This is a genomic window from Glaciecola sp. G7-5, from assembly GCF_055808975.1.
The window spans coordinates 245,672-268,133 of the sequence record NZ_CM147892.1 but is presented as its reverse complement, the minus strand read 5'-3'; the positions used below and the strand labels follow the sequence as shown (position 1 = coordinate 268,133).

The 22,462-nt window shown below is 43.0% G+C and carries 17 protein-coding genes and 3 pseudogenes; 9 read left to right on the top strand and 11 right to left on the bottom strand.

The features are described 5' to 3' along the window. The first annotated feature begins 103 nt into the window (after positions 1-103). The 4 genes and pseudogenes from AC0L6H_RS01115 (at position 104) to AC0L6H_RS01100 (ending at position 4,242) form a co-directional block, all read left to right on the top strand. Positions 104-1,621 (top strand): annotated as a pseudogene (locus AC0L6H_RS01115) (transposase). Between the two features lie 301 nt (positions 1,622-1,922). After that, entirely contained in the window at positions 1,923-2,573 is a 651-nt protein-coding gene (locus tag AC0L6H_RS01110) for a DUF3313 family protein (RefSeq protein ID WP_311362138.1), read from the top strand. Positions 2,574-2,605: 32 nt separating this feature from the next. Further along, a complete protein-coding gene (locus AC0L6H_RS01105) occupies positions 2,606-3,619 on the top strand; it encodes a phospholipase A (protein ID WP_311362139.1) in 1,014 nt (337 codons plus the stop codon). 188 nt (positions 3,620-3,807) lie between these two features. Beyond that, a complete protein-coding gene (locus AC0L6H_RS01100; protein ID WP_473392042.1) occupies positions 3,808-4,242 on the top strand; it encodes a nuclear transport factor 2 family protein in 435 nt (144 codons plus the stop codon). A gap of 136 nt (positions 4,243-4,378) precedes the next feature. Here the strand turns inward: AC0L6H_RS01100 and AC0L6H_RS01095 are convergent, their stop codons facing one another. The 5 genes from AC0L6H_RS01095 to AC0L6H_RS01075 form a co-directional block, all read right to left on the bottom strand. Further along, positions 4,379-5,788: an efflux transporter outer membrane subunit gene (locus AC0L6H_RS01095; protein ID WP_311362141.1), complete on the bottom strand. Its 1,410-nt coding sequence runs from the start codon at positions 5,786-5,788 to the stop codon at positions 4,379-4,381. Positions 5,789-5,790: 2 nt separating this feature from the next. Further along, positions 5,791-8,841, bottom strand: a complete 3,051-nt coding sequence (locus AC0L6H_RS01090; RefSeq protein WP_473392041.1) for an efflux RND transporter permease subunit — start codon at positions 8,839-8,841, stop codon at positions 5,791-5,793. Between the two features lie 18 nt (positions 8,842-8,859). Next, positions 8,860-9,921 (bottom strand): efflux RND transporter periplasmic adaptor subunit, encoded by a 1,062-nt coding sequence (locus tag AC0L6H_RS01085; protein ID WP_473392039.1) that lies wholly within the window; start codon positions 9,919-9,921, stop codon positions 8,860-8,862. Between the two features lie 33 nt (positions 9,922-9,954). After that, positions 9,955-11,085: a sodium/glutamate symporter gene (gltS, locus tag AC0L6H_RS01080; RefSeq protein ID WP_473392038.1), complete on the bottom strand. Its 1,131-nt coding sequence runs from the start codon at positions 11,083-11,085 to the stop codon at positions 9,955-9,957. Between the two features lie 69 nt (positions 11,086-11,154). Further along, positions 11,155-11,580, bottom strand: a complete 426-nt coding sequence (locus AC0L6H_RS01075) for an ion channel (protein WP_311362145.1) — start codon at positions 11,578-11,580, stop codon at positions 11,155-11,157. A gap of 230 nt (positions 11,581-11,810) precedes the next feature. On the opposite strand from AC0L6H_RS01075, the gene AC0L6H_RS01070 reads away from it, so the two are divergent. Genes AC0L6H_RS01070 through AC0L6H_RS01060 form a run of 3 tightly spaced genes read left to right on the top strand, consistent with a single transcriptional unit; the run spans position 11,811 to position 13,605 of the window. Continuing rightward, positions 11,811-12,392: a TetR/AcrR family transcriptional regulator gene (locus tag AC0L6H_RS01070; RefSeq protein ID WP_311362146.1), complete on the top strand. Its 582-nt coding sequence runs from the start codon at positions 11,811-11,813 to the stop codon at positions 12,390-12,392. Continuing rightward, positions 12,389-13,117: a patatin-like phospholipase family protein gene (locus tag AC0L6H_RS01065; protein WP_473392036.1), complete on the top strand. Its 729-nt coding sequence runs from the start codon at positions 12,389-12,391 to the stop codon at positions 13,115-13,117. The genes AC0L6H_RS01070 and AC0L6H_RS01065 overlap by 4 nt, the downstream gene beginning before the upstream one ends. Then, the gene (locus AC0L6H_RS01060; RefSeq protein ID WP_473392035.1) at positions 13,114-13,605 is read left to right on the top strand and encodes a hypothetical protein; all 492 of its coding nucleotides are present in this window, start codon (positions 13,114-13,116) and stop codon (positions 13,603-13,605) included. The genes AC0L6H_RS01065 and AC0L6H_RS01060 overlap by 4 nt, the downstream gene beginning before the upstream one ends. Positions 13,606-13,717: 112 nt before the next feature. Here AC0L6H_RS01060 and AC0L6H_RS01055 read toward each other — a convergent pair. Continuing rightward, positions 13,718-14,473 (bottom strand): annotated as a pseudogene (locus AC0L6H_RS01055) (AMP-binding protein); the annotation flags it as partial. Between the two features lie 740 nt (positions 14,474-15,213). On the opposite strand from AC0L6H_RS01055, the gene AC0L6H_RS01050 reads away from it, so the two are divergent. Together AC0L6H_RS01050 and AC0L6H_RS01045 are read left to right on the top strand one after the other, a co-directional pair. Continuing rightward, a complete protein-coding gene (locus AC0L6H_RS01050; protein ID WP_473392033.1) occupies positions 15,214-15,612 on the top strand; it encodes an antitoxin Xre-like helix-turn-helix domain-containing protein in 399 nt (132 codons plus the stop codon). After that, positions 15,606-16,283 (top strand): RES family NAD+ phosphorylase, encoded by a 678-nt coding sequence (locus AC0L6H_RS01045; RefSeq protein WP_473392032.1) that lies wholly within the window; start codon positions 15,606-15,608, stop codon positions 16,281-16,283. Before AC0L6H_RS01050 ends, AC0L6H_RS01045 begins: the two co-directional genes overlap by 7 nt. Before the next feature lie 88 nt (positions 16,284-16,371). Here AC0L6H_RS01045 and AC0L6H_RS01040 read toward each other — a convergent pair whose 3' ends face one another. The 5 genes and pseudogenes from AC0L6H_RS01040 to AC0L6H_RS01020 all read right to left on the bottom strand — a co-directional run bounded on the left by AC0L6H_RS01040 (position 16,372) and on the right by AC0L6H_RS01020 (position 22,130). After that, positions 16,372-17,652 carry an efflux RND transporter permease subunit gene (locus tag AC0L6H_RS01040; RefSeq protein WP_473392030.1) on the bottom strand — a complete coding sequence of 427 codons (1,281 nt, stop codon included), beginning with the start codon at positions 17,650-17,652 and terminating at the stop codon, positions 16,372-16,374. Then, positions 17,619-19,438: pseudogene (locus tag AC0L6H_RS01035) on the bottom strand (efflux RND transporter permease subunit). The gene AC0L6H_RS01040 and the pseudogene AC0L6H_RS01035 overlap by 34 nt, the downstream one beginning before the upstream one ends. Positions 19,439-19,498: 60 nt before the next feature. Beyond that, positions 19,499-20,557 carry an efflux RND transporter periplasmic adaptor subunit gene (locus AC0L6H_RS01030; RefSeq protein ID WP_473392029.1) on the bottom strand — a complete coding sequence of 353 codons (1,059 nt, stop codon included), beginning with the start codon at positions 20,555-20,557 and terminating at the stop codon, positions 19,499-19,501. Positions 20,558-20,566: 9 nt separating this feature from the next. Next, positions 20,567-20,998: a GbsR/MarR family transcriptional regulator gene (locus AC0L6H_RS01025; protein ID WP_473392027.1), complete on the bottom strand. Its 432-nt coding sequence runs from the start codon at positions 20,996-20,998 to the stop codon at positions 20,567-20,569. 739 nt (positions 20,999-21,737) lie between these two features. Then, positions 21,738-22,130: an MAPEG family protein gene (locus tag AC0L6H_RS01020; protein WP_473392026.1), complete on the bottom strand. Its 393-nt coding sequence runs from the start codon at positions 22,128-22,130 to the stop codon at positions 21,738-21,740. Positions 22,131-22,462 lie beyond the last annotated feature (332 nt).

The window sequence follows — 22,462 nt, the reverse complement described above, 5'->3', positions numbered from 1 at the left end:
GAGGCGAGATCTGTTTTAAACCAGGCACTCAAAGCCAGCCAAATTTCGGCAACAAGTCCAGTAGCGAAGTATTCAAGATTTCTGCAAACTATGCAAAAAATTACTGGTACGGGCGCCATTGCTAGTATCTCCCACTCATTCCTATCGACGTCACCGTCCCGAGCAGACATTACTGTATCAACTTGTTGAGCGACAGTACCCAGAATTTAAAGAAATGCTGTCACATCAAGGTAAATCATTGCCATATCATGTTGAAAAGGAATTTGATGAATTTCTTAAGTGCGGTCGCCTTGAACACGGATTTTTGCGCGTAGTATGCGATGACTGCAAGCATCAGAAACTGGTCGCTTTTAGTTGTAAAAGAGAGGTTTCTGCCCAAGCTGTGGCGCTAGACGTATGGCAGAGAGTGCGAAACTGTTGGTGGATGATGTTTTACAAGGTTATCCTGTTAGTTTACCTATCCCTCTGCGTTTATTACTCGCTAGGTATCCAAAAGAACTCAGCAAAGTGATGCAAATCATTCACCGCGCTATCTCAACGGATATCATAAACCGCGCAGGTTATCTAAAAAAACAAGCTAAGACAGGGGCTGTGACTTATATTCAACGATTTGGTAGTGCACTGAATCTCAACATCCACTTCCATATGCTATTTCTCGAAGGCGTCATCACACAAACGCAAGGTCAACCCGAATTCAATCAAGTCAAAGCTCCCAGCCATAGTGATATGGAGCGGGTAGTTAACACCGTCAGTCATCGCATCGCAAAATATCTAGAAAAAGCAGGACTGATCCAACGCGACATAGACAACACCTTTCTAAACTTACCGATTGATGATGAAGATAGTTTGCCGCAACTTCAAGCATCATCGGTCAACTACCGTATTGCCGTAAGCAAGGATGCTGGTAAAAAAGTATTCAGTCTACAAACATTGCCAGCCAAAGATTACGACAACTATGGACACCTAGCAAAAATAGCTGGATTTAGCCTACATGCAGCCACTTCGTGTCGAGGGAATATTCGCAGACGCAGATCAAGCAGACAAACTAGAGAGGCTTTGTCGCTATATCGCAAGGCCAGCGGTGAGTGAAAAACGCTTAAGCCTGACAACCACTGGCAACGTCAGGTATGAACTTAAGACACCCTATACAGACGGAACTACACATGTATTTTTTTCACCGATTGATTTCATAAGTAAACTGGCAGCCTTGGTGCCACCGCCTAGACTCAACCTTACTCGGTTTTATGGGGTGTTTGCGCCAAACAGCAATTTACGTGCGGAGGTCACGGCCTCACAACGTGGTAAGAACAGCCCTCGTTTAGCAGAACATCTGAAAGATTCAGATAAACCCTACCACGCCCGCAGCATGTCGTGGGCGCAAAGACTTAAACGCGTGTTCAACATCGACATTACCGAGTGTGAGTCTTGTGAAAAGACCAACGTCAAAATTATCGCTTGTATTACCGACCCAGCGACCATTTACAAAATAATAATGCATTTAGACAAATTAGACTCTCTGATTACCGCCAATACTTGTCGAGCCCCGTCGGTTTTCGAACCCGTACAAACCTCAGTGATTGACGACTACACCATCCAACGAGATTTTGACTTTGGTGCATAAGTTACAAAACATGCGAAAGCTTGAGCATGCAATATGTTGAGGCAAGAACTTCCACAAATCTCATTTCGAATTTCAGTACTACAGTTCAGTTCACTTACTTATCTTGACGACAACTCATTTCATATTTTCTTCAAAACACCTATCTTAGTTTTGCTCTTGGTAATAAGGCCCATTTAAAAAAATTCTATGATCATTTGAAGTCTGATACAGTAAACTGAACGTTGGTTCATTTACCCTGACTTAAGGCGCTTTAAACGATAAGCCATATGATTCAATCGATACAATCTATAGGAAATGCAAAATGAAAATATTTAATAGCATAGGTCGCAGTTTCACAGTCGCGGCAATGAGCCTTGCATTTGTTAGTGGTTGTGCTCAAGTTAGCAATCAAGTTGATTCTGCGCAATTAAGTGTGGATGTGGATGGCATGGTATTGCAACCTGAATATTTACCAACCTTAGTCTACGTTAGACCTGATGCCCCCACGCTTGAAAATTACACGCAGTTTATGATGATGCCGATCGCAATTAATGACGCTAATCCGAATATCAAAGCGGTTTCAGTTGAGGACTTAACTGAAATGCAACAATATTTTGAAAATGTAATGGCGACAGAATTAAACAAAAGCGGCTATCAATTGGTGACCGAAGCGTCTAAAGAAACCATGATTATTGCCTTTATCATTACTGATATGAAAATTCCTACCGCAGCAACAAACGTTTCAATGTTAGTGGTTCCAGGATTATCCACAAGTGTAGGGGAAGTTACCGTAGAAGCGATACTCTCAGACTCCATGAGCAATCAAGTTAATGCCGTTGTGCTTGAGGGGAGCAGAGGTAGTTATATGTTTAATGGGAACCCATTATCGACGACCAGTGATGTCAAAGCTGCATTTGATAATTGGGCTGTTGGATTCACAAACGCCCTGAATATCGCTCACGGTAAAAAGTGAACTGAGTTACTAGAAAGTAGGAAAATTTTCTGATGAATAAACATACCGTACTGTTGTCGATAGCATGCTTTTCGCTTTTATCTGTTTCTGCTAACGCCGCAGAGAACAATTTTAATACCTGTGTCACCGAAAAAGCCCTCAATGGAGCTGAAACGTTAACGCTTAAGCAGATTCGGGAGCAATGCACGCAGGCGATTGAAACGAAGAATGTAGAGGTAAAGCCGAAGTCAAACGATGGTTTAGTCACTAAGCGATTGGAAGAGGAAAGATCAACACAGTTTTCAAGTTGGGTTATTACGCCACATAGACCCAATTATGTTTTACCCGTTATTACAAGTAGTGGTATTAATAAAGAAGCGTATCGTACTTTAGACGGCAATGAAGATAATCTTGAAGACAATGAAGCTAAGTTCCAACTCAGCTTAAAGGTGCCACTGAATACTGGCGATATGCTGGTAGAAGGTGATGGTTTGTATGTGGGCTTCACATTGCAAGCATGGTGGCAAATCTACGCTAGCGGCATATCAAAACCATTTAGAGAAACAAATTATCAGCCAGAGCTTTTTTATTTAGCGCCAACTTCATGGCAGCCATTTGGCGGTAATACTGCTGTTATGTTAGGTATTGAACATCAATCAAATGGTAGAGCACAGGACTTATCTCGAAGTTGGAATCGAGTCTACGCCAACTTTATTTATGAAAAAAACGATTTTGCACTTTCGTTTAGGCCTTGGTACCGCTTATCTGAAGACGAAAAAGAGTTTGAGTTTGATCCCAATGGAGACGACAACCCAGATATTAAAGACTATATGGGTAATTTCGAATTGGGGATGGTATATAAATATAACGATCTAGAGTTTGGCTTTCTTGGCCGACAGAACTTCTCAACCAGTCGAGGAGCAGCTGAATTATCACTCAGCTTTCCCCTTTACGGAAAATTGCGAGGATACGCAACCGCGTTCAATGGCTATGGTGAGAGTCTAATCGATTACAACCATCATCAAACCAGAGTCGGGGTTGGGATATCACTAAACAATGTTCTCTAGATTGGATGAATACTAGATAGGTTAACTATTTGGGCGCTCGCGTACCGCTCAACTTTATGATCAATCTGCATCAGTCCTTACTTAATGAACACTAGTTATTATGAGCCGATTAAATGGCTATTGTGATGCTTACTGCTATATTTAACCCTAAACAATTGAAGACAATCGTTATGAAACGCCATCTTTGCATGTTATCTCTAGTTTTAGTTGTTCAACTCTCTTACGCAGTCGATTCAGATGGCGAAAAGGATTTAATCGTTATACAAGAAACTGCTTGGGCTCAGGCTTTGGTCGCTGGAAATATGAATGCGGTTGATACGCTCATGCACTCAGACTTTCGACTGATCCGTACCTATTCAGACGCTCCTCCAATCGATAAAGCGGCTTACCTTGGGATGACTGGCATGAGTACAACTTCGGTTGAAGTTACGTCTGTTCGCGCTGAGGTTGTTGACAATGTTGCCACTGCTCAAGCGACTTGGTCGCTCGATTGGCAACGTGAAGGTGTGGGTAAATTGCCCCCGCACTACAAGGTTACAGACATATGGATTAAGGAGACTGATGGTATCTGGAGGATTATTTCACGAGTCAGCCAGCTAGCTGATGCGCCGCCAGCAGTTTAAAAATCGACTCCCGAGAGCCGTATATATTTAGATTGAAAGTGACCGCCCGCAATTCGCTCATCGCCTTCGGTTAGAGTACCTCGACAATCATAAAACCTTAGTTCCACATCAGGTGCGAGCTACTACAGTAAAGCGGCTACTGCCAGCTTCCACCAAGCGCTAGGTTTAAATCAACAAATTGACTCAATTGAGCACGATCGATCGATAATACGTTGCGTCTAGCGCTAAACACTCTTTGTTGAATTTGCAGAACATCCAACAATGCTATTTCGCCTTCATCAAATTGCAAATTTGCAATTCTAAGTGCATTTTCCGCTTCGCTTAGTGATCGCTTAAGTGCAACTTGACGTTGACTCAAAATCGACCCCTGATCGAGTGCAGTTTCAACATCTGCAAAAGCCTCTAGCGCAGTTTGTGCATAGCTCGCTATAGCTGCTGTTTGATCCGCTGTTGCCGAATCCACGGCAGCGTCTAGACGCCCGCCGTCAATCAAAGGAGCAGCAATACTGCCTAGTGCTTGCCATGCAAGGTTCGCAGGGTTCAGCAAGCGGCTTAGGTCATTCGACGAGCCGCCTATATTTGAAGACAATGATAAGCTGGGAAGTTTTGCGGCTTTGGCTTGATCTAAGCTGTTAAATGCAGCTGCGACTTGTCTCTCTGCAGCAATAAGGTCTGGTCTACGTTCTAGCAACTCAGAAGGCAAACCAACCGGTACACTGGTCGGGGCACTAGGTAAGGATTTTGCCACCGATAGCTCAGCGCTGGGATATCGACCAAGTAACAGTTCTAGAGCACGTGTTGCATCGCGTTGTGCGCCCCGCGCGGTTATTAATGCGTCATCAGCACTGGCTAGCTCAGCGTTGGAAAGTGATACGTCTTGTTGTGAAGCAACGCCATTATTGAACTGAACACCAACAATTTTAGTGGTTTGTTCGATTGCATCGTAAGTTTGTTGCGCGATAGCTAGCTGTTGTTGTGCCTCAATGGCAACAAAGTAAGCTCTGGCAACGCCTGCAGCTAAAGAATACTGAGAGAAAACATACTCTGCTTCTGCTGCGGCTAGACTTTCTTGGGCAGCCAGTGTTCCGGCTTCAATTTTGCCCCATAAATCGACTTCCCAGCTTGCTTGTAATGCTGCATTAAAACCGCCACGCGAGCGACTTTCCAACGCCCCTCCATCAGATGCGCCGGCGCTTAAGCCTAATTGAGGTGATAGCGCTGAAGCGGCTTGATCAGCCAAAGCTCTCGAGGCGTTTACGCTTGCCGCTGCGGCTTGCAAATTCAAATTATTTTGTAGTGCTTCATTTACCAATCGAGTCAATAAGTCGTCATTTAATTGTGCTAACCAACCGGCTTCGACTGTACCAAGTCGCTGCTGTATACCAGTCCACTGAGCAGGAAGTTCGCCTACTTTCTGAGTCACAGCAGTTTTAGCCGCCGCGGAGTTGTCTTGACCAGTGCTTCCGCACCCGGCTAGCGCTAACGATGTTAGGCCTAAAATCACCGCAGTTCTGATGGCTTTTTTGTTGTTATTCAATTGCAGCATAATTAGGCCTCTCTTTCGTCATTTTTGATTTTGAAGAACACTGCATATAGGGCAGGTACTACTACTAAGGTCAATATGGTCGCGAAAGTTAACCCAAAAACGAGTACAACGGCCATAGACTTAAAGAAGGCGTCTGCAAATAGTGGAATGACACCTAACACAGTTGTCAACGCTCCCATCATCACAGGGCGTACTCTGCTCGCGGCTGAATCGACTACAGCATCGAATCGTGCTTTCCCTTCCGCTATTTCTACATCCATTTGGTCAACAAGCACGATCGCATTTTTAATTAATAATCCTGATAGGGACAATAAGCCTAAGATGGCCATAAACTCCATAGGTGTGCCAGTCACAACTAAACCGAATACCACACCAATAAGCGCGAGTGGCACAACTAACCAAATCACCAAGGGTTGCCTCAGTGCGTTGAATAAAATCACCACGGTCAATACCATTGCCAACAAGCCTAGAGGCAAAGTACTCGCTAAATCTTCGTTCGCTTCTGAGCTGTCACCTTGCTCGCCCCCCCAACTCAGTGTGTACCCAGGTGGTAACTCCATCGCTTCGATTTGAGGCTTGAGACGTAAAAACAAATCAGACGCTAAGTCACCGGCAATAGGGTCTGCCTGTGCTTTGATTCGCCACACTCGGTCTTCTCGTTTTAGCAGTGAGTCGCGCCATATAGTGTTGATACTTTCAACAACTTGATTAACCGGGACTGCAGCACCCGTCGCCGGTGAGATGATTTGAACTTGTCCGATTGAATTAGGATCAACCCTCTCTGACTCAGGTGCCCGTGCAATAATTGGGATCATTGAATCACCTTCTCGATAGACACCGACAGATGTTCCAGAGAAATTTTGTTGTAAACCTTTGGACAAATCTTCGCGGGAAATACCTAAGCGACGCCCTTGAGCGGAAGAGTACACCGGCTCAATAATGCTTACCGGTTGTCGCCAATCATCTTTAATCGAAATGGTTCGCCCGTCCGCGCGCATTATTGCTTTTGCTTCGTCCGCTAATCGGCGCAGTACTTTAGGGTCCGAACCGCTAAATTCCGCTTCTATTTTTGAACCGCCACCTGGGCCTAATTGGAACTGCCAGACTTTAGCTTGAGCATCGGGGTAATTGCTGTCTAGGGAAGCTTGAATAACCGGTACTAACCCTGCAATCGCCTCATAACTTTCAACCTTTAATAAGAATTGGCCATAAGAAGAGTTATTACTCTCAGGACTGTAAACCAGCATAAACCGATTCGCACCCTGACCGATAAGAGTTTGTACTGCCTCAATACCGTCTAGCTCTCGCAAAGTATCCTCTATTTGCAACATATCGGATTTTGTCTGAGAGATGTCGGTACCTTCAGGTAACCAATAGTCAACCACGATTTGCGGTGTTGTTGACGCAGGGAAAAACCCTGACTTCACAAACTGGAAACCCCACACGGCTGTCAAAAATAACGCGATTGTGACACCGATGGGCAACCAACGTTTTGCCAGCATTACACGCATAAATGACTTATATTTCGCCATTAATTTGCCTTCAGCGGCTAATTTAGATCCTGGCGGCGCTTGTTTAAATAGCAAGTCACCAAGGAAAGGCACAACCGTTATAGCAAAAATCCAGCTGTACATTAACGAAATCATTACCACCCAAAATAAGTGCCCTGTGTATTCGGCCGTTTGTCCCGGAGCCAAACCGATAGGCGCGAATGCGATGATGCCAACTAAGGTGCCGCCTAGCAGAGGCCATATGGAGCGTTCAATAATTTTCTTGGTAACCGCATGCTTGTCTTCGCCTTTTTGCGTGCCAACCAATATTCCTTCGGTCACAACGATTGCATTATCTACCAGCATGCCTAATGCTATGATCAAAGCACCTAACGAAATCCGGTGCATGGGAATGTCGATTAAATACATGGTGCCAAGTGTGGCAGCGATAGTAATGAGCAATACTGCACCTATAATCAGTGCAGACTTCAGCCCCATGAAGAAAAACAGCGTTACAAGCACGATTGCCAAAGCGGCTGCAACATTCAGAGCAAAGTTAAGAACAGCCTCATCGGTTATTTTACCTTGATGATAATACTCATGAATTTCGATACCAATCGGTCTTTGATTTTCTACTTCAAGCAGTTTTTGGTCTATTGCATTGCCCATTGCAACAACATTCGCACCTGTAACGTTTGAGATACCAAAACCGATTGCCGGTTTTCCGTTGTATCGAATTTCATCACTTAACGGCGTAACATACTCGCGCTTAACGGTTGCAACATCGCGCAGGTAAACAAGGGTTCCACTATCAGTAGACACCACCGTGTTCTTGATATCTTCTACAGAGTCAATTGAGCCTGAAGGTTGGATGATCAGACGCCGATTCCCCGCTTTTAAATTACCCGCCGAGGTGACAGCATTTTGTTGGCTTAAGTCTTGGACAATATTATTGACGGATAACCCTAAGATAGCCGCGCGTTCTCTTGATATCTCGACATAAATTGCTTCCCGCTGCAATCCAGATAAAGACACTTTGGCAACGCCATCAACCGCAAGCACATTTGTGCGTAATTGTTTAGCATACTCTTCTAACTCTTTATAAGAATAGCCATCGCCAGTCAGTAAAAAATAAACACCGTAAACGTCACCGAAGTCGTCATTAACGATCGATTCATAGGCATTCGACGGCAAGCTTGATTGGGCATCCTGAATCTTATTTCTTAGTTTCGACCAAATAGACTGTAAAGAGGCTTTGGTGGGAGAAAATTCATATTTGATGTCGACATTTATACGAGATAGCCCAGCTGACGAGGTCGATACAATGGAGTCAACTTCTTGTAACTGTTGGATAGCTGTTTCTAATGGTTCAGTGATCTCATTTGCTACCTCTTCGGGTGTAGCACCCGGATACTGAGTAATAACAACTGCGGTTCGAATCGTGAATTCGGGGTCCTCGAAACGAGGCATGTTTTCATAAGCAAACCAGCCACCATATAAGGAGGCAAGTATGACTATCATGGTGATCAAGCGATTTTTTATCGCAAAGATGCCTAAGTTCATGTCTATTTCCCTATTCGGTTATTGGTTCAGAGGTCTAATTTTAAGACCTTCATTAAGGTATGAAGCACCCGCACCAACAATTACATCACCGGCATTTAAACCTGACTCGACGACAAGTGATTCGCCCACACCAGCTCCGACGGAAATTTCTCTTTTTGAAACCCGCATAGTTTCTTGGTCAACAACCCACACAAATTGACCGTTGCTATCGGTAACAATTGCATTTAGAGGAACCGAAATTTGTCCAGCGTTCGCAGCATCACCCGCAAAAACTAATCTTGATTTTATCGTGCCTGACATACCCGGCAATATGACTAATGACTCGGGTGGTGAAAATCCAAATCGCACATCAAAGGTTTGTGATTTTTCGTCAGCGATAGCGGAAGCTGACACCATTTGAGCTGGTATTGCCACATCTGGTGCTGCGTCTAATGTGATAATCGTTTCGATAGGTTCAATTTGCTTTGAGCGTGATACTAGGCTGGCGGGAATTTTCACCAGCGCCTCGGCCGCGCCTTCAGTTTGAATGGTCACTATCGCCGTGCTTGGGCTAACTGTTTCCAACTCTTCGGCTTGTTTTAGTGCAATCACACCATCAAAAGGAGAAGTCAGGACGGTATCTTCTAACGCCTTGTTTGCTGAATCTAATTGTGCACTCGCAACGTTAAGCGCAGTCAAGCGCTGATCATAGACGCTACGAGAAATGGCATTTTCAACAATCAAGCGCTCAGCGCGATCAAATTCAAGTTTTGCTGAATCAAATTGTGTTTGCGCTGTTTCTACACTATTGCGAAAATTTCTTTGCACGAGTGTTGCTATAACCTCACCTTTTTTGATCTCTTGCCCGGCGCGAACATTCAGGGTTTCAATTTGGCCGGAAACTTGAAATGTCAGCTCTTTTGACGTTAACGCTTCGACTACCGCGGGGAAATTAAATAGTTTCTCGTTGCTTGATGCTTGTATTTCTATCAATTTCGCCGGCCTAACGATCTCTTTAGTTTCGACTTCAACTTCTTTTGAGCATGCGCTGAGTAGTAATCCGCTAAATGCTACTATCAATACACTTTTATTTGAGACCATATTCAGGTTCCTTTTAAAACTTTAATTATTGCACTATAAGGCTAGCGCAAATTGAATGATGAACGCATTGGTAACATCAACAAAAAATGCGGCCACCAATGGTAATATAATAAATGCTGTCGGCGCGGGGCCATGAGACTTAGTCACGGCGGTCATATTGGCAATTGCTGTAGGGGTTGCGCCTAAGGCAAACCCGCCAAACCCAGCACTCAATACTGCGGCTTGGTAGTTCCTTCCCATCAAAGGAAACAGTACAAACAAAATAAACAACACCGCGCCGATTGTTTGAAACAACAGAATAATCAAAAGCGACCCTGCAAGTTCAGCAATTGTCCATAATTGCATGCTCATCAGTGACATAGTCAAAAATAAGCTCAAAGAAAAATCGGAAACAATCGCGAGTGATCGGGTGCGCGCAGGCCAGTGTAATTTGGGGAGTAAATAAGGAACGGTGTTGGACAAAACAATCCCAGTTAGCAGACAACTCACAAACAGTGGCAGTTTTAGCCCTGCTTGCTCGAGTACAAGGTTCAACACATAGCCGATAATAATACTAATATGCAAAACCAAAATTACAGACATAAAATTTAGATGATTAAAACTTTCTTCATCCGCTTTTTTATATTCGATACCGATAGAGGGTTCCGTATCTCTAGAACCTGATAAATTATGTTTAGCCAATAGAAATTTAGCTATTGGCCCGCCAACTAGACTGGCAACAACTAATCCTAAAGTCGCTGCGGCGACACCAATTTCTAATGCGTTTTCAATTCCACCTTCCTTTATGTCAGGCGCCCAGGCTATCGCAGTGCCGTGTCCACCAATTAAAGATGCTGAGCCCGCGAGTACACCGATAGCATTGGGTAAGTCGAGTAGCATAGCACTGCTAATGCCGATGACATTTTGAATGACAATAAACGATAAGGTCAACACAAGCAGAATAATCAGCGGTTTACCGCCTGATACCAAGTCTGAGAATCGAGCATTTAAGCCAATAGCGGTGAAGAAATACACTAGTAGTTTGTCCCTAGTGCTTAAATCAAACCCAATTTCATTGCCCGTAACAATAAAAAACACACTAATTGCAATCGCTGCAATTAAGCCGCCAGTAACGGGCTCTGGAATATTAAAATCGCGTAGAAAATTGATTTTTTTGTTAGCCAAGCGCCTATAAAGAAAACCAGAATACCGATGGTGTAGGTTAAAAAGCTGTTTACTGCGATGTTTTCCATATTAGCGACCTTGCTCGGCTGTGGTCCTAACGCCGTTGACCTGAGAATGCCTTATTCGCGACAACGCCTCCACTAAAAAAGCAGTGTTGAGTCCGACCAAAATTAAGCCGTTCACAGCACATAAACTACCTAAGATTCGCCAACTATCTGTTAAAATAAGGTCACCATATCCCAGCGTTGTAAATGTAACGATAGAAAAATAGAGTGCGCTCTCTAGAGTCGTTAGTACATCGAGTTGCAAAAACATCAGCGCCCATACCCAGCAACATACTGTCAGGCCCATTACTAGCCAAATAATAAGTAAACTTAGTGCTAAAATAAATTTAGCGCTAACTTGACCTGATCCAAGCCATGAACCAAATCTAGTTAAGGTAGCAATGCTGACAGCGATAAAAGCCACTTGGATTAACAAAGTGGCTACTATCATAAGGCTACTAAGACTTAATTGGAGTAGCATTTAACATCCAAATTATGTTGGAAAATCAATTGCCTGTTGGTAAAAAATCGATGATATCTAAACAACTGATCCACACGCTAATGCGCGCTAAAGCATTTGAAATTTCTAACACTTAAGCGCCAACTCATTGACTACTTTATTCATTATCAATATAGTGAATGAACGTTCATTCATTGTCAATTATCCATTGCCTATCGTATATGTCTGTTAAGCGCGAACAGCTGCTAGATGCAGCGAACATACTACTGGCCGAAAAAGGTTATCATGGCTTTTCTATGAAAGAGTTGGCACAAACAGCGGAGATTGCCGTAGGCACAACATACTTATACTTCAATGATAAAAAGGATTTAATTCAAAGTTTACATCAAAGGAATTTACACACGTTAGCTGAGAGTATGTTTGACGGCTTTGATGCAACATCCAGTATTTTTGAGCAATACTCATGTATCTGGCGAAATTTTTGGCAGTATAGCCTCAACCACCCGGAGGCAATTTTGGCAAAAAGTCAGTTTGATCATTTACCTTCGATTGTGCAGCTTCGCGAAGAGTTGTTAGCGAAAGAACTTTTTAAAGAAGTAGGTATCATGCTACATGTGGGCGTTGAAAAAGAAATTTTTAAACCTTTACCGATAGACGTCCTTGCTACATTGAGCATTGAAACCTGCGCAAATTTAGCGAGAAAACATATCCTAGGTATAACGAGGATTGAAGGGAAACTACTAGACGATGTCATTCTAGCGTGTTGGAATTCAATCGCATTCAAACCGGAATCTACAAAATGAAACTTAATGTTTGCTCAGTGATTGCACTGGTACTGCTAACTACTTCCTGCGCTGCGCCGATTCGCAGCATTGACAAAGAAACGCTTGTTTCAAACGCAGCTAACTACTCTGATAGCTATAATGCAGAGTTGAAAGAAATAGGTCGCAAAAGCGAATTAAGAATAAAGTCGGAATATGCGCGTTCACTGCGCAATAAAAATACGGAAACCTATGACATATTAGTCTTGTCGGGTGGCGGAGCGTTAGGTGCGTTTGGTGCCGGTTTTTTACAAGGTTGGGGAGAAGTAGAGCAAGAGGGAATCAAGCGACCTAATTTTGATAGTGTCAGTGGTATAAGTACTGGCGCACTTATCGCGCCCTTTGCATTTGTTGGCACTGATGAGGCTTACGAGACTATTGTTGAATTGTATCGTAATCCCGACCCGCAGATGGTTATTGCCAAGCTTTTGGTATCTTTATTGTCAGCGAACAGCGCAGTTTATGATGCGACAAAGCTGCATGAGCAAATTAAAGAAAGCATAAGTCCTGAATTGATTAGCGAAATTGTAAATCGCTCCAAAGATAATAAGACACTCTTAGTAGGTGCAACAAACTTAGATTATGGTTCTATGCGCGTTTGGGATTTAGCGAACTTAGCTGCCAATAATTCAGTGTCAGTAGCCCAAGAACTGATCACCGAAAGACTTATTGCCTCATCAGCTATTCCTGGGGCATTTCCCCCGTGATGATTGACGATAGCCTTTACGTCGATGGTGGCGCCTCTATGCAAGTCGTTAGTGGAATCGATGACCGCAGCTGGTTGTATGGAGAAAATGAAGATATTGGCTTGGACAATATAGACAATACAAAGCCAATTCAGATAAGAATCTGGATTGTGGTGAACAACAAGTTAGTGATGGATCCTGATGTAACAACCCCAACATGGGACGCAATTGCAACGCGTTCATTGGTTTCACTAATGCGAGGATCAACATTGCAGACCATACAAGATGTTGAAACATTTTCGCAGCTTATAAATAAACGGCCAGATTTCAATGTTGAAATGAATTACGTTGCCATTCCACAAAGCTATGTGATCCCTGAAACCACTAATTTATTTGATAAGCAGAAAATGAGGGGGTTAGTTGAGCTAGGTCGTGAATTAGGCCGTGATCCCTCTAGCTGGAGGCAAAGAGCTTTGCGGCCAGGGGCATCGATATTGGATCTAGATTGATTAGCAAAGCTCATCATGCTGAGAGTAATCTATCTGCCAATGACAATGTGACCAACATAGATCCATAACTACTTTATCCTTTAATTAATTGGAGCAGGCCATGAAAATCTACAGTTGCATCTTCTCTCTGCCAGTAGCCCAACATAACTTGTGGGCCTTTAACCGAGATTTGACCTTCTTCACCGTCAGCAACTAGCTTATCGTTGCTATCAAGCATTTGCACATCGGTGTCCAGCAATGGTGTGCCAACTTGTTCTGCTCCAGGTTGGTTGAAAGTCACTACTGGTGCAGTTTCAGATAAACCGTAACCTTCGGTGATATTACATCCTGTGGTTGCTTTCCAAATATCGACGGCAGCGGAGGTTAATGCTGTACCCCCCGACATGGTTAACTTAAGTGCGGAGAAATCGAGCTTTTTGAACTCAGGATGCTGACCAAGGCCTACAAACAACGTATTGATGCCCGCAAACGCCGTAAACTTAAACGGTTTCAATGCGTTGATGAATGCATCCGGATCCCGCGGGTTGGGGATCAGTATAGTTAAGCAACCTTTGGCGAAAAACGTCATCATGCACACAGTAAATGCATAAATATGATAGAGCGGTAATGGGCAAACTACGATTTCTTTACCTGACTGAAAGCTCTCTCCTAAGCGGTCTAAGGTTTGCACGCGGTTACTGAGGACATTGCCGTGTGACAACGCTGCTCCTTTTGAAACTCCGGTAGTGCCGCCAGTGTATTGCAGCATACATAGGGTATCCAAAGTTACTGGATCACGCTTAAAAGCGGGTAGTGACACTCCTGCAGCGATGGCAGCACTTAAGGAGATTCGACTGTCATGGCTTGGGGCCGTGCTAGAGTCGAGCATTGAAGGGCGCTAGTTAACAACTTTATTACTAGATAATGAGTCCAGCAGAGAGGTTCTAGCGATTAAGTTTACAACTATATTTTATTTGGCGTATTTTGAATGAACGAAAAATCAATAGGTTAGAGATTGAACAGTTAACAACTTTATTACTTTCTTACACGTGTGTGCGCGCACATTAAAGTTTGAAACTAGACATTAAAGTTTGAAACTCAGAAGCACAGGCTTATCAGAGCATGCCGTGCAATGGTGAAGTAATTGCAGTGCGAAGTGAATAGGTAAACGCTACATCGAGCGCTGCCAGGCTATCTCAGTTATCAAAGAAAAGAAGCTGTGAGCTACTATTCGCCTGCGTTTGCAGAGCATCGATAAACGTCTTATTTTCTAATGCTTCTACGGCACTGGCTGGATCGCTATATTTAGCGAAATCTATTTAGTGCACATTAATACCTTGTTCTTGAGCAAGCATACTGACTTCAGTAGTAAAATGTTTGCTTATACTTTCAGAACCAACGGAGATAACTGACAAATCAAGTTCCCAAGTAAGTTAGACGAGTCGCTGTGCTGTAACTTTCATGATTCTATATTACTCCCAATTCACTTTTGATTAACCGACAGATTAGATCAAAACGCTTAGTCAAAGCTATGCGCTAATGCAAATAAGTTCGTTCTTGAAATCAACATTTGATTTATGTCTCATATGGGACTATTATTTAATAAATTTACATTTTGGGAGTTGAATAGTGACGACTTTAGCAGAAGCCCGACATACTCCAAGCATTAATCATGGAGCAGCTTTTAAACTAGGCAATAATATTCTTAGTAAATGGGGATGTTCCGCGTCTCAAAAACAAGCGATCTTGGGGATCCCGCGAAGCTCTTATCATCGATATCAAAGCGACCCTACTAAAGCATCGCTGAACAGCGACCAGCTTGAGCGCCTAAGTTATATTGCTAACATTCATCAGGCACTGCGGATAGTATTTTCAAACCCTGATAATGTGTATGGCTTTATGAATATGAAAAATAATAATCCCTATTTTAATGGCAGAACGCCTCTGTCTATCATTGCTACGGGCAACTTTGGTGCTTTGTACGAAGTGTTTAAGCGTATCGACAGTATGCGAAGTGGGCAATGGTAGAAAATGTCGAGCGTATATCGCTCTTAAACCAAACATCTTATCGAATGATTAATTCAAAGTTTCCGCCCATCACATTGTTTGACGATGTGATGGACGAAGAGGATTTTGATACTGCCTATGCCTTACAATCATTAACCAACCCCAGAATACTCAACGAGCTTGGAGACTTAACACTTATTTCAAAGCAGGAAATTCCCTATGGCATTATTGGCGCAAATTATGTAACTGCGCCATTTACACATATTAACCCGGATGGCTCTCGCTTTAGTGATGGTTCATTCGGAATGCTTTACTTAGCGGATTTGGTTGACACCGCTATAGCTGAAACGCGATATCATCAAGAAAAGTGTTTTCGCGCTATTGAAGGGCTCCATTACGACACCGTCGATATGCGTTGCCTCAAGGTAACGTTTTCAGCAGAACTCATCAATGCCGTTTCTGTTGATGAAATTCATGCGATAAATGACTATGCCGCATCTCGTGTTTTTGGTGCTGAGCTTAAAAAGGCAAAGGAGGTAGGGCTTCAGTATCGGTCAGTTAGAAATGAAGGCTCTATTTGTTGGGGTTTGATGTCACCTGTTTACGTTGAGTCGGCAATTCAAATAAAGCACTTTGAGTTTGTTTTTGATGGAGATTGTATTTCAAAGGTTCGAGAACTTACAATGAACTAATTTTTACGAGCGAATAAATAATGCTGCATTTATTTGCCTCCATATTAACCGAATTGTGATAATTACATCGCCATTACGAGTATCGAAACTACCCATTTTTACTTGATCTCCGTTTGAAATTTTCACCAAGCAAGAGCAATGAGGGGGTGAGCAACAATGTGAGAATCGTCGCAAAACTCAAACCGCCAGCTATTGTGCTAGCTAAAACAGTCCACCATTGAGCAGACGGGGCTCCGACCGTAATATCGCGACCAAAAATATCAATAGTAAGCGCAAATACCATTGGGATAAGACCTAATATAGTTGTCACTGACGTTAACAACACGGGTCGTGCTCTTTGCGCTGCGGTTCTGAGTATAGCTTCTCTTATCGGCATTCCTTGTGCTTTTAGCGCATTAAAAGTATCTATTAAAACGATATTGTTATTAACCACGATGCCTGCCAGCGCGATTATGCCAATACCGCTCATCACCACAACAAATGCTTGATTAGTTATAATTAAGCCTACTAGTACGCCTGCTGTAGAAAAAACAATCGCACTCAACACCACCAAGGCTTGGTAAAAACTATTAAATTGCGTGACCAGAATGACTAGCATTAGAAAGATCGAGCCAATAAATGCATTAGTAAGAAAAGTTATAGACTCTTGCGTATCTGCGTCCTGTCCTTTATACATAAGTTCGGCCCCATCAGGCAAAGGATTTTCTTCCAGTGCAGCACGTACGTCCTTTATAAGTTGATCGGCTAAAACGCCCTCTTCAACATCCGCTTTTACGGTCAATGTTCTCATACTATCAGTACGGCTAATTCGTCCTGTTTTAGCCGCTGGTTGAATCGTCACAAAGTTTGCAATCGGAACAGCACCGCTAGCTGTCGGAATTCGTAACTGATAAAGCTGCTCTATGCTTCTGTAATCTTCTGTAAACCGCAATCGAATTTCGACTTCTTCTTCAACATCATCTGGACGATATTCAGCTAAAAGAGCACCATTCGTAATTAGCGTTACGGCATTGCCTAAAAGGCTTACATCAACATCATATTTTGCCGCCAATTCGCGATTAACGATGAGCTTCCATTCAATACTAGGTAAGGGTCTACTATCTTCAATATCAACAAATCCGCCAATCTGATCCATAATAGTAAGCAGGTGTTCTACGCCCGAAATCAATCGTTGCTGATTCATACCCTGCAAGCTTAATTGTATTGGTTTACCCTGAGTTGGTCCAGAAGCAGGCTCTCTTACTTGTACCTTAATACCCGGAATCGTCTCGATATATTCGCGCGTGTTTTTAATTATCTCGTCGGCTTTTGGTCTTATCTCCCAATCATCAAGCTCTAATTGAATGACACCAACCACATCTTCAGGCATGTCAGCTTGAGGATTTGTACCTCCCCCATCGTTCTTGTATAAACGGTTTTAATATTGTCTTGGGTTAACAGAAAAGACTCTACTCTTTTCACTAGACTATCACGCTCATAAATTGACAAGTCTCCCCTTGCTTGCACCTGAACCTGCAAAAAATCCGGTTCGATACTAGGGAAAAACTCAAGTCCCTTTCCTTGCGAGGTATAAGCAAAAAAGGTAATAACCATAACTAAAATAGCACTTAACGCGGTCTTTTTTGGATGATCGAGAACAAAATTGAGAAGATCCAAATAATACTTAAGCCACCCTTTTATTGTTGATAAGTCGCCACTCTCCGCCGCTTTTATGCCTTGGACAGTTTGAGAACTTTCGTCAACGTCGACCTTCTTGGTAATAATTCCCCCCAGCACAGGAATAAATATAAGCGCCATAAATAACGAGGCACTTAAGGTAATGATTACAGTCAATGGCAAAAATGACATAAACTCACCGACCAAGCCGGGCCAAATCAATAATGGAAAGAAAACAGCCAAAGTGGTTGCGGTAGATGCAATGATTGGCCATGCCATGCGTTTAGAAGCAGAGGCAAAAGCGGTTCTCGGTGATTCTCCTTCACTTATCTTTCGGTCCGCTAATTCAATTGTGACAATTGCACCGTCCACCAGCATTCCGACAACTAAAATCAGGCTAAATAAGACGACGATATTCAAGGTCATACCGAAAAAGTAAATAATCATCATTGCAGCTAGAAAAGAACCCGGTATTGCAAGGCCAACAAGGATGCTCGGTCGGATCCCCAAAACAGCAACAATTACTACCATGACTAAAATAACAGCCGTCATAACATTATTTTCTAGGTCGCCAAGCATCGTCTTTATTTGATCTGACTTATCCTGTAGATAATCTACCCGTATCGTTGATGGCCACTGTGTTTGCGCAAACTCTACTATTTGTCTCACTTGCGCAATCGTGTCAATAATGTTGGCCCCAGTGCGCTTTGATACTTCCAAGGCAATCGCATTTTCACCATGCAGTCGGGCTAGACTGTTTGGATCTTTAAATGTCCTGCGGATACTTGCGACATCTTCAAAGGTGACAATTGTGTCACCCACTTTTTTACCGGTAGTGTCGCTAGATCTTCCATTGTTTCTATTACGCCGGGTACTTTAAATACCATTCGACCAGCTGCATTATCGATAGCGCCAGCGGCTACCAAGCGATTATTTTGATTAACGAAGTTAAACACTTCTAAAAACGATAAATTATAAGTTTCCAGTGCAAGCGGATCGATGATGACTTCAAGGAGCTCTTCTCTGTCGCCAGCGATATCCACTTCTAGCACGCCTGACAACGCTTCGATTCTGTCTTTAAGCTGTTGGGATATTGTCAATAGCGTTCGTTCAGGTAAATCGCCAGATAAAATCACCGTCAGTACAGGAAATAAAGAGACGTTTACCTCTGTAACTCGCGGTTCATCACTTCCTGGCGGCAGTTCAGCCTTAGCTAGATCAACTTTTTCACGCACATCTAAAAGCGCTTTATCCGCATCAAATCCGGCATCAAACTCTAGTGTTACAGAACCAAACCCTTGGGATGCTGTAGAGCGCATTTCCTTCAAGCCCTCGATGGATTGCAATTCTTTTTCCAAGGGACGGACTAAAAGTCTTTCACTATCTTCTGGTGCGATACCTTCATAACTGACTGACACGTATATAATTGGAATGGCGACGTCTGGCTCAGCTTCTTTTGGAATAGCAAAATAAGCACTCAGTCCCGCAACCACAAGCATGAAAAAAGTGAGGGCAACTGTTCGAGTTCTGGCAAATGCCGCATCAATTATCGCGTTCATTTACTTATCACCACGCATAACTGGATTTACTTTGCTTCCAGCTTCGACGAAGCCTTGTCCTGTGACAATTACTCTTGCTTCATCGGGCAGCCCAGTCACCCAAGCGCCATTTTCATCTGATTGTATGATGTTAACTTGATGGAATTCGACGATGCCTGTTTGAGAGGCCGTCTTAACGCCAATGTCACCATTGCTTTTGAGAGAAAATAAAGCTGGAGACAGGTAGTGTGATGTTTGTTCGCTTGTTAATAACTTTACACTGGCGGAGGTACCGGTTCTAAATTCCCCATCGGGATTTCGGCTTTCAAGTTCAACTAAAAATGTACGTGAATCGGCCTCTGCCTTTGGCGCAATAAATCTCACCTTTGCAGTCGTTTCTTGACCAGTGCCCAGCCTTATTTGTGCGGTGCTTCCTATCTCGATTTTTTGGATATCTTGTTGTGCGAGTTGTGCTTCAATTACCAAAGGATCGCTTTCAACAACGGTCGCTATTGCATCACCAACTTTAACTAAGTCACCCTTCTCGACATGCAGCTTTTGTATATATCCAGAAATTGGCGATTTAGGCGTGATAAATTGTAAGTCTAACTTTATTCGTTCAATTGCTGCCTGTGACGCTTTTACATTCGCAGTGGCTTGTTCAATCTCGCTATCACTTTGATACTGCTGTTTTGCCAAATGTTGAAGTCTTTCTAGATTTTTAACACGCGCTTCTAACAGAGCCTCCTGCTGCTGCAAATCTGCTTCTCTGGTTTGTTTATCCAAAGTAACGATCGTGGTACCACTATCGACCTTCCGTCCTTCCTGCACCAAAATTTCATCAATGATACTTTGTGTAAGCGCTTTAATTTGAATTTCTCTATTCGGTACGGTTTGTCCTTGCACAGTTAAATACACTGGCGTTGGCTCAGCCTTTCTAAGCTCTACTTCTACAGAAAAAATATCCTGGGAATCTCTTCGCTGTTCTTCTCGCCGCTCTTGCTCAATAAACAGTCCGGAAACCATCCACAGCACTAATATCAGACAGAATGCTATTGCAACTATATAAGATTTTTTCATTGGTGATTACTACTCTTCGCTTAACTTTTCAGTGACAGTGAGAAAAGACGTATAAAATTGACTGAGCTCAGACAGGCGTTCCTTTGCATCATTGTCCTCTACTTCTTGAATCGTATCTTCTACTGTGCAAAGCGCGTTTTGCATGTTTACTCTCATCGACCTCATCAAGGCTTTATAAGGCTGCTTTTTTAAAGAAAAGAAATCCTGTCGTTCTCCGGCTTTCGCCTTGCGTTCAATGACAGATAAATTCTCTAATAATCGCGTATTAGTTGATACGCTGGCTCGACTTATTTGCAGTGTTTCACTGAGGTCTTTGAAGCTAAATTCTCCCCCTTCGATGACCAGCAAGCCGAGTATTCGGCCAGCAATTCTAGGCAAGCCATCACGCTGGGAGATCAAGCCCATTTTTTCGACAAACTCTGCGTTCGTTTCATTTTTCATATGCTTTTTAACTATTCAATATGTTCAGTTTATACTGAACAATATAAATGTTATGCACGTCAATCGCAACTAATTATAGTGTAGCTAGTGCATATCATTAGCCAACGCATCGCTCAATATTTAGCAAGAGTCGGCTTGGTTGCGCGCGATATGGAAAACAGTAGACACTTCCTGCAAGCAATGACGGCGAATATGGTCAGTTAGCCAATACCTCAGGTTTTTCGTTACATGCAGGCACTAGGTGTGAAGTCGTTCGCTAATGCCGATGAGCCAGACAAAATCTTCTGGAAAGATTTTGAACAACCGAAGGTTGACCCGAAGGGTGGAGGGCAGGACGCCCGGATTAAAAGTTAGTAAGGTTATGCTGCTACATCAGTCGCCCAGCTATTAGTGAGCAACGTTTAAGTATTGTCTTAGGTTGTTATCACTTTAAACCTTCATGCTTTTGCTTATTCAGCTACTTTCCTCTTGAATTACAACCATCGTAAAATCGCCCTGTAATCCGCCCCTTGGAAGGGCCGCCGCGCTATTTGTAAAACCGGTGTTACTGCAATACCAACGTTAACGTACCAAGGCGCATTTTGGCCATAAGCGCCCATTACTATTAAATTACTCTCCTGCTCTTTTGCCGTCGTTAAGATGGCTTCAATAATGCCACTATTACTTTTTCCGTGAACTTGTCGAACGCAGAGTCAATTAAGGCGTTTTGTGATTGTTCTAGTGTTTGAATAGGACGATTTCAACGAGTGAGAATAATAAACAAATTCCAGAGACTCAGGCCGATTAATACTGCAAAGGTGCATAGCATACCGAATATACGTGGTTTACTAGCGCCTTTATGCTTTGTCAAACCGTAGGCATGTAACAAACGCCCCAACAATAAAATACCGCCAGCAATGTGTAACATTGCTCCAATGGGCGTATTCATTTCCGCTACTGCCATTAATATTAGACAAATAGGCACATATTCAGAAAAGTTACCATGTGCACGAATGGCCATTTGCAGTTCTTCTGATTGGCCGTCGCCTAGGCTAACTGCATTCGCCCGTCGGCTTTTAATCACTGGGATGGTGAGTATAAAAAACAAAAGGCCCAACCAACTCGCGTATATACCGGTAATTAATAAATCCATATGTTATTTTTCTTTAAACGCTTTACAGTTTACTCAGTGTATAGCTTTGCGTCTTAATAATAAACAAGTGCTAGCCCTATGGGTTTAAAGTGTTTTCACGTTTATATGATTTTATGCCTAGCTTGCATACTCTGCCGCATTATGAGCGCAAGTGGTTTACTGATGATGTTAAGGCTGCTTTATCTGTTGCGGTAGCATGGTAGCTGACAACGTGTTGGGTGAATCTATTTGAGCTACAGATCGTAACCCGCTTGATAAACGACCTGAGTGGGGCGACATTTCAGCAAGTAAAGACGGTCAATACCTTTATTTACACATTTTAAAATGGCCAG